General features: G+C 66.8%; 13 protein-coding genes and 1 tRNA gene. 5 read left to right on the top strand and 9 right to left on the bottom strand.

The features are described from left to right. The first annotated feature begins 404 nt into the window (after positions 1 to 404). Positions 405 to 1,850, top strand: a complete 1,446-nt coding sequence (locus tag H289_RS0104250; protein WP_155944026.1) for a hypothetical protein — start codon at positions 405 to 407, stop codon at positions 1,848 to 1,850. Positions 1,851 to 1,950: 100 nt separating this feature from the next. On the opposite strand, the gene H289_RS0104245 is transcribed toward H289_RS0104250, so the two are convergent. From H289_RS0104245 to H289_RS0104220, 6 genes are all read right to left on the bottom strand, one after another. Beyond that, entirely contained in the window at positions 1,951 to 2,586 is a 636-nt protein-coding gene (locus H289_RS0104245) for a hypothetical protein (RefSeq protein ID WP_020099507.1), read from the bottom strand. Between the two features lie 185 nt (positions 2,587 to 2,771). Next, positions 2,772 to 3,602 carry a galactan export ABC transporter permease subunit Wzm/RfbD gene (gene wzm / locus H289_RS0104240; protein ID WP_020099506.1) on the bottom strand — a complete coding sequence of 277 codons (831 nt, stop codon included), beginning with the start codon at positions 3,600 to 3,602 and terminating at the stop codon, positions 2,772 to 2,774. After that, the gene (gene glfT1 / locus H289_RS29695) at positions 3,599 to 4,537 is read right to left on the bottom strand and encodes a galactofuranosyltransferase GlfT1 (RefSeq protein ID WP_051128403.1); all 939 of its coding nucleotides are present in this window, start codon (positions 4,535 to 4,537) and stop codon (positions 3,599 to 3,601) included. Before glfT1 ends, wzm begins: the two co-directional genes overlap by 4 nt. 5 nt (positions 4,538 to 4,542) lie before the next feature. After that, on the bottom strand, positions 4,543 to 5,346 hold the full coding sequence (gene wzt, locus H289_RS0104230) for a galactan export ABC transporter ATP-binding subunit Wzt/RfbE (protein WP_020099504.1): 804 nt from the start codon (positions 5,344 to 5,346) through the stop codon (positions 4,543 to 4,545). Positions 5,347 to 5,349: 3 nt separating this feature from the next. Then, on the bottom strand, positions 5,350 to 5,880 hold the full coding sequence (locus H289_RS0104225; protein ID WP_020099503.1) for a bacterial proteasome activator family protein: 531 nt from the start codon (positions 5,878 to 5,880) through the stop codon (positions 5,350 to 5,352). Positions 5,881 to 5,893: 13 nt separating this feature from the next. After that, complete coding sequence (locus tag H289_RS0104220) at positions 5,894 to 7,855, bottom strand: DUF6541 family protein (RefSeq protein ID WP_029104773.1); 1,962 nt, start codon at positions 7,853 to 7,855, stop codon at positions 5,894 to 5,896. A gap of 109 nt (positions 7,856 to 7,964) precedes the next feature. Between H289_RS0104220 and H289_RS0104215 the strand changes: the two genes are divergently transcribed. Beyond that, a complete protein-coding gene (locus tag H289_RS0104215; protein ID WP_020099501.1) occupies positions 7,965 to 9,161 on the top strand; it encodes a cysteine desulfurase-like protein in 1,197 nt (398 codons plus the stop codon). On the opposite strand, the gene H289_RS0104210 is transcribed toward H289_RS0104215, so the two are convergent. Both H289_RS0104210 and H289_RS0104205 read right to left on the bottom strand, forming a co-directional pair. Then, entirely contained in the window at positions 9,162 to 9,560 is a 399-nt protein-coding gene (locus H289_RS0104210) for an acyl-CoA thioesterase (protein ID WP_020099500.1), read from the bottom strand. Positions 9,561 to 9,716: 156 nt separating this feature from the next. After that, positions 9,717 to 10,688, bottom strand: coding sequence for an NAD(P)H-quinone oxidoreductase (locus tag H289_RS0104205; protein ID WP_020099499.1), 972 nt, complete (start codon positions 10,686 to 10,688; stop codon positions 9,717 to 9,719). A 64-nt stretch (positions 10,689 to 10,752) separates the two neighbouring features. On the opposite strand from H289_RS0104205, the gene H289_RS0104200 reads away from it, so the two are divergent. Then, positions 10,753 to 10,842 (top strand) — tRNA-Ser (locus H289_RS0104200). Between the two features lie 231 nt (positions 10,843 to 11,073). Here the strand turns inward: H289_RS0104200 and H289_RS0104195 are convergent. Next, positions 11,074 to 11,385, bottom strand: coding sequence for a hypothetical protein (locus H289_RS0104195; protein ID WP_020099498.1), 312 nt, complete (start codon positions 11,383 to 11,385; stop codon positions 11,074 to 11,076). Between the two features lie 208 nt (positions 11,386 to 11,593). On the opposite strand from H289_RS0104195, the gene H289_RS0104190 reads away from it, so the two are divergent. Further along, positions 11,594 to 12,334, top strand: a complete 741-nt coding sequence (locus H289_RS0104190; protein ID WP_036420116.1) for an MspA family porin — start codon at positions 11,594 to 11,596, stop codon at positions 12,332 to 12,334. 287 nt (positions 12,335 to 12,621) lie between these two features. Next, positions 12,622 to 13,596 carry a hypothetical protein gene (locus H289_RS29690; protein ID WP_020099496.1) on the top strand — a complete coding sequence of 325 codons (975 nt, stop codon included), beginning with the start codon at positions 12,622 to 12,624 and terminating at the stop codon, positions 13,594 to 13,596. Positions 13,597 to 13,641: the final 45 nt, after the last annotated feature.

Below are 13,641 nucleotides of genomic sequence, written 5' to 3'. Positions count from 1 at the left end.
AACTCCCGGGCGCGGGTTTCGGCAGGGGTGACGCGATCAAAAGCGGCCGTTGTGCGGCGTGCGGGCTCCGAGCGCGGCTCGGCCGAGCGGGGCGAATCTGCGTCGCCTGTGAACGGTGCCGCGACCAGTAGCTTGAGCAATATTTCCATTTGTGTGGCAATCGTCCTCGAGCCTGCCGCCGCCCGAAATATCTGACGAAATAGTCAATTATGACTACATCTAACGCGCGTCGACTGTGGCTTTTACTGCGTCTGACCAGCTAATAATCTGGACGTAAATGGGCGCTCCGAGTGGCCATTTCGCGGAAAATGAAACACGTTCCACTCGCCGATTTCTGGCAACTGCGCGGCAATATGGATTTATGGTGCTGTGGTCAATATCACATCTACCTTCGGGGAAGCACCATGCAAATTGCAGTTCGCTCCAGCCTCACGACGGGCGTCGCACTGATGGGCGCCGGGGTCATCGCCCTGGCTCCGGTAACCCATCAGCCGGTGCCGGATCTGCACCTGCCGGCACTGCACGCAAGTGCCGTGCAACTTGCTGCGCAGGTGAACCCGATCACCCAGTGGGGGCAGATCATCACCGAGGCGCTGCAGAACACCAAGGGCATCGTCACCGACGTGATCGCAGACCCGGCCCCCGTCCTCGGCCAGGTGGTACGGAACCAGATCGCCAGTGCCGTCGCCGTCGGTGGATCCGTGCGGGATTACTTGGTTGCGGTCGGTCAGCAGTTGGGCTCTACGCCGGAATCCTTGAAGCAGGCCTTCCAGCAGCTCGCCGCCGGGCATGTCGCTGACGCGGTGCAGACGTTGTACAGCGCGGTGCTCACGCCCTTTGTCCTGCCGATCCTGACCACCAGCATCCTCACCGATGTGCAAGCGGCATTCCGCAAGCCGGTGCAGAACATGCTGAACGTGATCGACACCGCCATCACCTCACCGACCGGTATGGGTTGGGTTCTGACGGCCGGATTGCCGTTGCTCGCGGTGATGAGTGACGTCGTGACCGCCACCGGCGACGGACTGCAGAACGTGGTCAACGCGTTCAGCGCGAAGAATCTGGGTGCTGTCGTGAACGCGATCGTTGCGATGCCCGGGTCCATCACCGGTGCCTTGCTCAACGGTTACAACGGCGACGGTGCGGGGATTCTCGGGCCGAACGGCATCGTGCAAGGCCTGCGGAATGCGTTGGGCATCATCGCAACCGCGATCAAGCCGGTGACTCCGCCGCCCGCCGCCGCAGTCAGTGTTCCGTCGCCGGCGTCGGCGACGGTCTCCGTCTCGATTGACGCGAAGGTGGCGCTGACCGCCAAGCCGGCAGCGGCGGCGAGTCCGCTCGCGGTGGCTCCGACTGCGTCGCCGGACAAGACGGCCTCCGAGAAGACCGGTGCGGACAAGACCGCAGCCGACAAGACCGGGGCCGACAAGTCCGCGGTGGCCGCTGACGACAACGCTGCGGCACCCGCGACCGACGCCGGCGCCGACTCCACGTCCGCGACCAAGCCCGCCGCGTCCGACAAGGGCGAGGCTCCGGCGGCTGATGCGGGTACCGACTCCGCCGCGACCGCGCCGGTGGCGAAGCAGGATCGCCGGACGCGCGGTGCCAAGTCATCGAGCAGCGCTACCGGAGCGTCCACCGCAGACGGGACCAAGAGTGCCGATGACGGGACGACGACCCCGACTCGCAAGAGCACCCCGAAAACCAAGCGGGACCACGCGAAGGCGAAGGGCGCGGACAACGCCGCGTCGGGCTCCGGTGCCAACAGCGGTCACTCGAGCGATTCGGCCGGCAAGTCACAGGGTGCGGGCAAGAGTGATCGTCATTCGGCCAAGGCCGGCGGTGAGTAACAGCCAGGCGGTGAGTAACAGCCAGTTGGTGCCCTGAGTCTGGACGCGCTGGTGCTCGGGATCGGCCCGTACTCCGACCGATCCCGAGCGTCGCGGTCGATCAAGCAGTGGTGTCGAAAGCGTCCCGGATGCTTTCGCGAGAGGCCGAGACCTGCGCCTCGATGGCCTCGCGGGCCGACGTCGCGGTGGTGCGCAGCTCGCCCCACTCGCGGGTGGCGACCTCGCGCACATCCTCGACACCCTGGGCCGCGGTGCCGGCGACGGTGAACAGACCGTCCACGGCGGTCGCCGTCAGGGCGCCCTGGGCGCGGACCAGCGAGCCGGCCACCTGAGACGCACCGGCGATGATCGCGTTGGGTCCGACGGCATTGCGGCCGACGTATTCGCCGACGGCGCTGCGGATGTCGCGGCCCGACTCGGCCAGCACGTCCTGAACGGCCGAGCCGGTCTCGCTCACCGCATCCGGCAGGGTGGCGCCGTCGCGGATGGCGGAGATGACCTTGGCCGGCGACTCGACGACCGCTTCGGTGGCGGCGGAGGTCGCGCTGACCAGCTGGCGGGTGAGGCTGTGGCCGGCGTCGAGCTGACGCTCCAGCACGCCGCTCAGCACCTCGCGAATGGCCAGGCCGGTGTTGGTCGCCTCTTCGGCGGCGGCCTCGGCGGTCGCGACGAGCTCGGCCTCGATGACCTGCCCGTTCGCGGTGTCGTTGGTGGTGGGGGTTTCGGTGATGGTCATGGTTGCTCCTGTTGGAACGCGGAAAGCCGGTCGCCCCAATTGAACTCCGCGCCACCGAACCCGAGGTGACGCTGAGGTGACCGGCCGGAGCCCCGCAGACTACGAGCTAAGCCCGGCGCAGTGACCTACCCGACATTGCGCCGCCGAAACCCTCACGTCGCGTGCAACAGCCTTCGAGTTCTGGACTACACCCAGTACGGCACGCGGGCCCGGTACTGGCGCATCGCGATCGCCGCAACGACCCAGCCCGCAATGGTCAGCGTGATGACCACGAGCCAGTGCCTCAGCTCCTGGGGCTCGCCCAGCAGCGGCGCGCGGACGATGTCCACGTAGTGCAGAAGTGGGTTCAGCTCAATGATTTTCGACCAGGTGCCCGCGCCCTGGAGACGCAGCGTCTGGTCGTTCCAGATGATTGGCGTGATGTAGAACAGCAGCTGCACCAGACTCGCGAGCAGCGGGCTGATGTCCCGGTAGCGCGTGGCCAGGATGCCGAAACACAACGCGACCCAGACACAGTTGGCCACGATCAGCGCCAAGGCCGGGATCACCGACAGGTCGGCCCACGACCACGGCTTGGGGAAGATGATCGCGATGATCACGAAGATGATGATGTTGTGCGCGAACAGCAGCACCTGCCGCCACACCAACCGGTAGACGTGCACCGACAGGGGCGTCGGAAGTTGTTTGATGAGGCCCTCATTGGCGATGAACACGTCGGCGCCTTCGAGGATCGACGCGTTGATCAGATTCCAGATGATCAGGCCCAGCGTCACGTAGGGCAGATGCTCGGCCAGCGGCAGATGGAACAGCTGGGAGTACAGGCCGCCGAGCGCCACGGCCATGGTGCCGGTCGCGATGGTGATCCAGATGGGACCCAGCACCGAGCGGCGGTAGCGCTGCTTGATGTCCTGCCAGCCCAGGTGCAGCCAGAGCTCGCGCTTGCCGAAGCCGGTCACCAGATCGCCCCAGGCGCGGCGCAGCGTCTTGGACTGCGCGGCCGCGTCGGTGAACGTCATCGCTGTCCTCCTGTCGTGGGTCCGCCCGAACCGGGCCTGCTGAACTTCTCGTCTCGTCCCAAGCGGCGCAACCGCATCCACTCACGCAACCCGGCCGGATCGCGACGGGTGATCAGGAAATACCACCCGAACCGCACCCACTCCTGGGGGACCAGCTTCCGCAGACCCGGTTGGGACTGCAGGTATCCGCGGTTGCGGTACGTGAAATAGCGCTTGGTGGCGTCGTCGGGGTACTGCGTGTGCATGCGGCCGCCGAGGATCGGCTTGAATTCGTCGGACCCCTGCGGGTGCAGGTACACCGCGTTCAGGCAGGTGCCGAACGGCAGACCGGAGCGGACGAGCCGGCGGTGCACCTCGACTTCGTCGCCGCGGACGAACAGCCGGATGTCCGGCACACCAACGGCTTCCAGCGTCGCGGCCCGGAACAGCGCGCCGTTGAACAACGATGCGATGCCGGGTAATAAATCGTCCCCGGCGCCAGGGCCAGATCCGGCGTCGACCTGCAACTCGGACACATACCGCCGCCACACCAACCCACGGCGCAGCGGAAAGGCCAGGCGGGCAGGCTCATTCAGGTCGCACACCATGGGCGACACTTCGGCCAGGCCATGCTTGTCCGTGCAGTCCAGCAGTGTCGCGAGCACCAACGAATCGGCGGGGCGTCCGTCGTCATCGGCGAGCCACACCCACTCGGCGCCCAGAGCCAGGGCATGCAAGATGCCCAGCGCGAAACCGCCTGCGCCGCCCAGGTTCCGGGCCGAACCGAGGTACGTCGTCGCAACCGGCTGGGACTCCACGAGAGCCCGCACCGCCGGGTCGTTGTCATTGTCGACGACGACGACGTGGTCGGGCAGTCGCGTCTGGGAGCACACCACGGCAAGGGATTTCGCCAACAACTCCGGCCGCCGGTGGGTGACGATCACCGCGCACAACATGTCGGTCACGCCTGGCGCTCGCGCTCGTTCTCTTCGAGCACCTCGCGCACGTGCCGGGCCGCGTCCTCGCCCTCATAGGCGCGCACGACGTCCTCGATGCCGCCGGTCATGCGGATGGTGCCGTGGTCGACCCACATCGCGGTCTGGCACAGCCGGGCCAGGAATTCGTTGGAATGGCTTGCGAACACCAGGATTCCGGAGCGTTCCACCAGGGCTTGCAGCCGGGTGCGCGCCTTCTTCAGGAACTCCGCGTCGACGGCGCCGATGCCCTCGTCGAGCAGCAGGATCTCGGGGTCGATGCTGGTGACGACGCCCATGGCCAGGCGCACGCGCATACCCGTGGAGTACGTGCGCAGCGGCATCGACAGGTACTCGCCGAGTTCGGTGAACTCGGCGATCTCGTCGACCTTGGCCAGCATCTGCTTGCGGGTCTGCCCGAGGAACAGGCCACGGATGATGATGTTCTCGAAACCGGAGATCTCCGGATCCATGCCGACACCCAGATCGAAGACCGGGGCCACGCGGCCGCGGACGGTCGCCGAACCGCGCGTCGGTTCGTAGATGCCCGACAGCAGACGCAGCAGCGTCGACTTGCCGGCGCCGTTGTGCCCGACGAGTCCCACCCGGTCACCCATCTTGAGCGACATCGTGATGTCCCGAAGTGCTTCGATCACAACGACATTCGATTCGTTGCGGTTGATCCCGCCACCGGCCTTGCCTAGGAAGGCCTTCTTCAGCGAACGGGACTTGGCGTCGAAGATCGGGAATTCGACCCACGCGTTCTGCGTGGAGATATGCGGTTCGGACACGGTCTACAGGTACTGACCGGTGCCGGACTGGAACGGGCCGCGGCCACCGTCGGCGCCGGGCGGCAGGGCGCCCTGGCGCATCTGCTCGAGCTGTGCGCGGGCGGCCATCTGCTGCGCGAACAAGGCCGTCTGGATGCCGTGGAACAGGCCTTCGAGCCAGCCGACCAGCTGGGCCTGCGCGATGCGCAGCTCGGCCGCCGACGGCACCTTGTCCTCGGAGAACGGCAGCGACAGCCGCTCCAGCTCCTCGGTCAGCTCCGGGGCCAGGCCGTCTTCGAGCTCCTGGATGCTCGACCGGTGGATGTCGCGCAGGCGGTTCCGGCTGGCCTCGTCCAGCGGCGCGGAGCGCACTTCTTCCAGCAGCTGCTTGATCATGGTGCCGATGCGCATGACCTTGGCCGGCTGCTCGACCAGGTCGGTCAGCGACTTGCCTTCGTCGCCGTGGTCGGGGTCCTGTCCCGGTTCCCCGCCCAACGCCAGGTCCCCGCCGATGACCTCGATGTTGTCGTCGTCGTCTTCTGGTTTCAGCGTCATGCCTGCAGTGTTCCTATCTGTTCGCCGGTGCGGCGGTGTCGCCGCGCCACTCGTAGATACGGGACCGTCCGTTGTCGTAGATCTTCGCCCACGACTTCGACTTATCCAGCGACACTAGTCCGTCGGGCATGACGAACCCCTTGACGATGGTCGAGCTGGTGATCACGTACCGGATGTTCAGGGCGTGCACGGCCTCCGCGATGCGCCGATCGGTGTCGGCGTCGTCGGCGTAGGCCCAGAAGATGAAGCGGTGGTAGCCCGGGCCCTGCTGCTGCGGGTAGTCGTAGTGGGTCCACAGCGGGTGCAGCCCGGCCACCGCGTACATCCACGACGTGCCGTCGGTGTTCGCGTTGCCGATCAAGGTGTCCTTGGCGCCGGGCAGTGTCGCCAGGTAGGCGAAGGCCTCGAGGTTCTTGTCGTTGACCATGATCCGGTCGTACTTCTGGCCGATCAGGTAGCGGTGCCGCGGGAAGTAGTGCCAGGCCAGGCCGACGGTCGAGAAGGCGAGCAGGGCCACCGTCACCACGGCCCAGAACCGTTCGGTGCGGGGTGCCCGCTTCCGCAGCCAGTCGACGGCGAACTTGATGATCGCGAACAGCGCGATGCCGGCGAACGGCGTGATCAGCAGGGTGACCACGGCAGACAGCCGGCGCGGGTCGCTGTAGTAGAGGTCGGCGTACGACCCGATGAGGGCGCCGATCGGGCCGCCGAACGGCGCACCGGAATGCACGATCGCGACCATCAGCACCACCCACACGAACGCCGGCCACCAGACGCGTTTGAGCAGCAGGATCAGACCGCCGATGCCGCCGAGCGCGATCAGCATGTTCTGAATCGGGTAGTCGTTGAGGTGGCGCGTGTGCTGCACGATGGCGTTGAACAGCACCCGGAGCCGGGTCTGGTGCGTGACGAAGGCGTGTCCGACGATGATGTCGGCCTGCGCCAGCACCCCGATGAACTGGGGAAGCAACAGCAGCAGCGACGGCACGGCGACGGTGAGCAGGGTCAGGAAGTCGGCGAGCCGGCCGCGCACCGGATGCCGCAGGGTGTCGCACAGCCACCAGGCACCGACAAACGTGACGACGACGACGCCGCCCGTGATGTGGGTGGAGAACACGCCGATCAGGGCGATGACGGCCACCGGGATCCGGTCGCGGTGCCGTAGGCACGACATGATCAGCACGGTCGTCGGCCCGGCGAGACCGTAGGCCACCAGGTTGGGGACGGCGGCGACGTCGAATTCGACGTAGGGAACCGAGGTGAACGACGCCGCCAGCGCGCCCGCCGCGGCGGCGGCTCCGGCGCTCCAGCGCTGGCAGGCGTGGGGCCGGACCATGGCCCACGTCAGGCTCGCCGCGCTGACGGGGAACAGCCAGATCGAGGCCGCCAGGGAGTGCAGGGTGTAGGCCGTCGCGGGGGCGGCGCCGGTGAGTTGGCAGAAGACGGCGGCCAGGGCGTGGAAGGTCGACGGGTAGTACAGCAACGCGTGCGTCTCGACGTTACGAAGCTCACCCATATGGGTGGGCGAGGCCTGACCGACGTCGAGAATCCAGCGGATGGTGTTGCCGTGCCAGACCGAGTCCCAGGTGCTCGGAATGGATTGCCAATGTGGCATGCCGAGGATTGCTGAAATTGCGATTGCCGTCGCGCCGACGATGATGCCCGCCGCGACGAACAGGGCCGGGCCGCGGCTGATCGCGAGGGCCTCGGCCGCGGTGTCCCGATAGCGTCGCAGCGCACGACGAAGTCCGGCCACCACTGCGACCACGATGACGAATGACAGCAAAGCCGTCCAGCCGTTCCACGGAACGCCGACGGCACCGAGTGGGACGACGGCCAATGCGACGATGCCGTAGGTCACTGCGGGGCCGACTGCGATGGCAACGGGCCAGGTTAGCTGTGCTACACGTGCGGTGATTGCTCCAGGGACCACCATGATCAACAGGGCGACAAGGACGCCGGACGCCAAGCTCACTGCACTAGTATGGCTGTTCGGGTGGCCCGGCTTTCGCCGGCGTGCAGCGGGGCGCGCCCGCCGGAAAAATTTGGCTGGCAGGCCTGAATCGCTCGAAGGTTGGCATGGCATGGCATACGACGTCGCCCGGGTGCGCGGTCTGCACCCGTCACTGGGCGGCGGCTGGGTGCACTTCGACGCGCCGACCGGCATGCTGCTGCCGGACTCGGTAGCGACCACTGTTTCGACCGCCTTCCGCGGATCCATGTCGTCGGCCGCCGGGCCGCACCCGGCCGCGCAGCGCAGCGCCGCGGTCCTGACCGCCGCGCGACAGGCGGTCGCCGATCTCGTCGGTGGTGACCCGCGCGGCGTGGTGTTCGGCGCGGACCGCGCTGTCCTCCTGAACTCGCTGGCCGAGGCATCCGCGTCGCGGTCGGGCTTGGGTTACGAAGTGGTCGTCACCCGCCTGGACGACGAGGCCAACATCGCACCGTGGCTGCGGGCCGCGAATCGCTATGGCGCCAAGGTGAAGTGGGCCGAGGTCGACATCGAGACCGGCGAACTGCCCAGCTGGCAGTGGGAGACGCTCATCACCCGGCCGACCCGGTTGATCGCGATCACGTCGGCGTCGTCGAAGCTCGGCACCGTCACCGATCTGCGGCCCGTGACCAAGATGGCGCGCGAGAACGGCGGCATGGTCGTCGTCGACCACTCGGTGGCCGCGCCCTACCGCCTGCTGGACATCAATGACGTCGACGCCGATGTGGTGGCGCTCAACGCGATCGCGTGGGGCGGCCCGCCGATCGGTGCGCTGGTGTTCCGGGACCCCGCGATGATCGACACCTTGGCGACGGTGTCACTGGATCCGAACGCCACGGGCGCCGCGCGCCTGGAGGTCGGCGCGCACCAGTTCGGACTGCTCGGTGGCGTCGTCGCCAGCATCGAGTACCTGGCCAACCTCGACGACGCGGCCACCGGCACGCGCCGCGAACGGCTCGCGCGCTCCATGCAGTCGGCGGAGGCCTATCTCGGCCGGGTGTTCGGGTACCTGCGCAACTCGCTGCGGTCGTTGCCGTTGGTCATGGTGCTCGGCGCACCCGAGGCCGCCATTCCGGTGCTGAGCTTCGCGGTCCAGGGTGTGCCGGCCGACACCGTGATCAGCCGGCTCGCCGACAACGGCGTGCTGGCCGTGTCGGACGGCAACTCCCGGGTGCTGGAGGCCATCGGCGTCAATGACATCGGCGGCGCCGTGACGGTCGGTCTCGGTCACTACACGACGACCGCCGAAGTGGACCAGCTCGTCCGGGCGCTTGCGTCGCTCGGCTAGTTACGCGTAGTCCAGCGCGTCGAGCAGCAGCTGCGGAGGTTCGACCTTCCCGGAGCCGTCGGTCGCGATGCAGACGTAGACGGTCCGTGCGGTGACGATCGGGTGCGTGGAATCGCCTGCGTGGATGAGGAATTCGACGGTGAACGACGTGCGTCCCCGGGCCGGCACCGTGACGTCGACGTGAATCTGGTCGCCCCACTTCAGGGAGCCCGACCAGTCCAGTTCGGTGTGCACCACCTGGGCGTCGACGCCCACCTCGAAGATGTCGCGCCACGACGCTGTCTGCGCGATGAACGCGCCGAAGGCCTCGTCCATGTAAGCCAGGTACCACATGTTGAAGACCACGCCCTGCTGGTCGACCTCGAGATAGCGGACCGGCGCGGTGTACGTGAACGTCACAGCGCCAACTTATCTGTCTTGATTGATGCTGCGTTCAGGGCGTTGCGCTTTCGGCCTCTTGGCCGTGCCCGCTGAATCAGCGCGGGTATCGCCGCGTGCGTGACCTGGTGGCGGAAAACCGGCCTCGAAACTGCCCTGGGGTCAATTTCGGCAAGCTCAATCCCTGACTTGCAGAAGCACTTTCCCGGACACGGCGCCCGCCTGCAGAAGCTGATGGGCTGCCGCCGCCTGCTCGATGGGCAGCTCGGCGCCGATGATCGGCCGCACCCGGCCGTCGGCGATCATGGGCCAAACATGTTGCACGACTTCGGAAATCACCGCAGCCTTGCCGGACGGCCCGTCGAGCGGGCGGGAGCGCAACGCGGTGGCGATGACGCCGGCCCGTTTGCCCAGCAGCTTGGCGATGTTCAGTTCGCCCTTGACGCCGCCCTGCATGCCGATGATCACCACGCGGCCGTCGGGTGCGAGTGCGTCGATGTTCCGGTCCAGGTACGCCGCACCCATGATGTCGAAGATGACGTCGGCGCCGCCCGCCTCGGTGATCCGCTCGACGAAGTCCTCGTCGCGGTAGTTGATCAGGATGTCGGCGCCCAGTTCACGGCACAGCTCCAGCTTTTCGAGTGACGCGGTGACTGCGACGCGGGCGCCCAGTGCGTGCGTGACCTGGATCGCATGCGTGCCGATGCCGCTGGCGCCGCCGTGCAGCAGCACCAGCTGGCCGGACCGCAGATGCGCGGTCATGGACAGGTTGGACCACACTGTGGCGGCGACCTCCGGCAGACCGGCCGCATGCTGCAGGCTCACCCCCGCGGGGATCGGCATGACCTGGGCCGCGGGCACGGCCACCTTCTCGGCGTAGCCGCCGCCGGCCAGCAGGGCGCACACCTCGTCACCGACAGCCCAGTTCCCGACGCCTGCACCGACCTCGGAGACGACGCCGGAAACCTCCAGCCCGAGAATGTCGCTGGCGCCCGGCGGCGGGGGATAGAGGCCCGCGGCTTGCAGCAGGTCGGCCCGGTTCACTCCGGCGGCCGCGACGTCGATGACGACCTCGCCCGCTTTGGCCGTTACGTCCGGGACCTCGGACCATGCCAGCTGACCTGGGGATTCGACGACGATGGCGCGCATAGCCGCAACGCTACACACGGACCCTCTGAGCTTGTTCGGGCCCGGACCCCTTAGGCTGTTCGGCGGTGGCGTGGCAGAGCGGCCTAATGCACTCGCCTTGAAAGCGAGAGTTGGTTAAACCCAACCGGGGGTTCAAATCCCTCCGCCACCGCCAAATGTTCGACCTTCGAACCCAGCGTCAGTTGGGTTCGATTGTTTCTCGTTGAAACCGATCAGGACAGCATTCTGGCGTCGTTGTTGCGGTTGAGCGCTTCTCTCGCCGCGTGACAGCAACGCCCGGATCGTGATTGTGTCCACCGAAAAACAACCACGGCTTGACCAGGCCCTCTCAAACAGTTTGCGCCGCAACAACACTCAATCGGCGCCAGCCTCCCTGATGTCGAATCTATGCGGGCACGCAATCGCGCAGCTCAGGTGACATCCCGTACGGACCCCACATTTGCCGTTCGGCGTCAGCGCGTGCCGCACCCTCGTCGGGGCCCCGCCCGATAACGGTGCCCGCCCATTGCTTCATACCGAAACCCATGCCCATACCGGGCATGCCGCCCATCCCGAAGCCGTTGCTCGCCCACACCTGGCACTGCACCGCCACCAGCCCCGGTCCTTGGTCGCCGGGCGCCGCGGCCCCCACCGGCGCGGTCATCCCCGAGACGGCCACCCCCAACATCACCACACAAGCCCGCATCACGGTCCGCATATTTTCCTCCCCAGAAGTCTGCGATGAACCGAGTGTGACACAGGAGTCGAGTTAATCGATCTCCATTAGGTCGATTAACTGATTTGCTTCGTTTTGAGTACGCGTACGGGTTGACGCATCAGTCAGCTTATGCGATCGTTCGCCGTAGTACGTGAAAGGCCAAGCGAGCCGGGGGGCTTGAGGCTGGTCTTCACAGGGGGATTCGTGCATGGTCGTAGTTGGACGTTCGTCGCGGCGTGTGGCCGCGACGTCGATGGTGTTCGCTGTATCTGTTGCTGGATGTGTATCCGCGGCGGGTATGGCCGTCGCCGATCCGCAGCCGATGCCCGATCGGTGGACGCAGTTCGTTACCGATGACGGCTGGGTGGTGGATGTGAACACCACCAACGAGGTGATCAATCACATCGACAACCTGGCCGGCGCCAGCAACTCGTGGCAGGCCCGCGTCACCCTGCGTTCAGAGGCGCGCATCACCGGCACGGGGGGTGCGGTGATTCAGGACGCGCAGTTGGAGTCGGGCTATTTCGTGGGATGCCGTACCGATTCCTCGCCTGGTGTCGAGGTCGGTGTGGATGCCGGGATTGATCCGTATCAGCAGATCAACGGCCAGGTGTACGGCGGTGGCTACGGGCAGGGCCAAGGCGGTGCTGGTGGCGGAGGCGGCGGCGGTGGCGGGTTCGGCGGCGCGTCGGCCGGGGCCACCCTCGGCGTGCAGGAGCATTTGGGTGGGCATATCCGGGTCTTGCTCAAACCTGGTGGGCTGGCGCAAGTTCCGTTGGACCGTATCAGCTTGCGCAGCATGCACGCGGTGTCGAATCTGCGGGAGCAGAACATCGAAGCCGACGGCTGCGGCGGTCAGGTGAAAATCCAGTCCTACACCACGATCCGGGTGCGCACCGACAACGGCAACGACACTCAAACTCTCTACGGCGAACCGAAGGACCTGTGATCGTGGCACACCTACAACGTTCAGGACATCGGCTGCGCGGCGCCCGTCGTTGTGCGTCCATCACGGCAGCGATGACCCTGACGATGGTCAGCGCCGGTGGTGTATCTACCGGCATTGCCGGCGCGGACCCCGCGGCACCGGCACCGAGTCCCCCCGCACCAGGGTCGGTGTCGCGGCCGCCGGTTCCGCTGCCGATCCAGCGGCCGATGCCCGAAGATCCGGGCCGCGTGAATCCCATTGGCGGGGCGCGGGTTTCCTCCACCACTCCGCAAGGAGAGACTGCCGGGATGGAACGTCCGTTGGCGGCGCAGGGGGAGCGGGGCACGGTGACGGTGCCGATGTGGGCTAAGGACGGCATCTTCGCCCCGACCGCGCACCCGAACCGCCAGATCGCGATCCATCTCCCGGGCGAGGTGACCTTGGGTCCGGCGGCCTGGCTGCCCGGCGGTGGTGCCATCTACGGCTCGAACGATGTTGACTACCAAGTCATCCCATACGCCGGCGGCGGCGTCGACATCACCGTCACCCGCAAGACCGTGTTCGCCGCATCGACAATCCCATTCGGAATCAAACTCCCAGCGGCGACGCATCTGCGGCAAGGCAACAACGTCGTGCTGGTGGAAACCGATGCCGCACCGGGCAATCCGGCCCGCGTCATCGGCACTTTCAGCATTCCGGCTGCCACCGACGCCAGCCAGGCGCTGGTCGGCGTCACCCCCACACTGGGGCCGGGCTTCCCACCAGGACAGTCGAATCTGACTGTCGATCTGGGCCCGACAAGCGTTTTCGCGTTCCCGGTCACCATCAGCCTGTCCTATCGGGCATCCGACGCCGCGACCACCGGGGCGCCCGGCCAGAACTGGGCCGGCCTACCCGCCGGCACACCTACCGGATCGGTGACGCCACCGAACCCGGCGGGGTACGTGACCGACCCGCCCGGGGCGCACCGCCCCGACGGTGTCGACCCGACCGTGTATGCGCAGCGGCACTCCGGGCACTGCCAAGGCGGCCCCGACGCGTATACCTCCAGCGACGGCCGTTCAGCGAATTTCGTGGCCGCCTGCCAAACCCAACAACTCTGCCTCGCAAGCACTCCCACGAGCACGTCCGTGGATTCCTGCAACGATCGGCTGCTAGCGCATATGTCCATCTCGTGCGTGACGGTGTTCGGCCAAACCGGCGACGACTACGACGCCTGCACTCGCACCGCATCCGATGAAGTCGCTTGGGTCAAAGCGAACATGGCCGGCGGACCCGGCTGATTCCGACCTGGCAACCGCAGCAGACGTATTGAGAAGTGGTTCTCA

The organism is Mycobacterium sp. 360MFTsu5.1 (assembly GCF_000383495.1).
GTDB classification, from domain to species: domain Bacteria; phylum Actinomycetota; class Actinomycetes; order Mycobacteriales; family Mycobacteriaceae; genus Mycobacterium; species Mycobacterium mucogenicum_B.
The sequence above is the reverse complement of the archived record's forward strand: the minus strand, read 5'-3'. Positions and strand labels throughout refer to the sequence as shown.

Excerpts from the sequence above, each read along its gene's own strand:
- H289_RS0104250 (WP_155944026.1), top strand. The coding sequence starts at position 405 with ATGCAAATTGCAGTTCGCTCCAGCCTCACGACGGGCGTCGCACTGATG.
- H289_RS0104195 (WP_020099498.1), bottom strand. The coding sequence starts at position 11,385 with ATGCGGACCGTGATGCGGGCTTGTGTGGTGATGTTGGGGGTGGCCGTC.
- H289_RS0104215 (WP_020099501.1), top strand. The coding sequence starts at position 7,965 with ATGGCATACGACGTCGCCCGGGTGCGCGGTCTGCACCCGTCACTGGGC.
- H289_RS0104205 (WP_020099499.1), bottom strand. The coding sequence starts at position 10,688 with ATGCGCGCCATCGTCGTCGAATCCCCAGGTCAGCTGGCATGGTCCGAG.
- H289_RS29690 (WP_020099496.1), top strand. The coding sequence starts at position 12,622 with ATGGAACGTCCGTTGGCGGCGCAGGGGGAGCGGGGCACGGTGACGGTG.
- H289_RS0104245 (WP_020099507.1), bottom strand. The coding sequence starts at position 2,586 with ATGACCATCACCGAAACCCCCACCACCAACGACACCGCGAACGGGCAG.
- wzm (WP_020099506.1), bottom strand. The coding sequence starts at position 3,602 with ATGACGTTCACCGACGCGGCCGCGCAGTCCAAGACGCTGCGCCGCGCC.
- H289_RS0104225 (WP_020099503.1), bottom strand. The coding sequence starts at position 5,880 with ATGACGCTGAAACCAGAAGACGACGACGACAACATCGAGGTCATCGGC.
- H289_RS0104190 (WP_036420116.1), top strand. The coding sequence starts at position 11,594 with ATGGTCGTAGTTGGACGTTCGTCGCGGCGTGTGGCCGCGACGTCGATG.
- glfT1 (WP_051128403.1), bottom strand. The coding sequence starts at position 4,537 with ATGTTGTGCGCGGTGATCGTCACCCACCGGCGGCCGGAGTTGTTGGCG.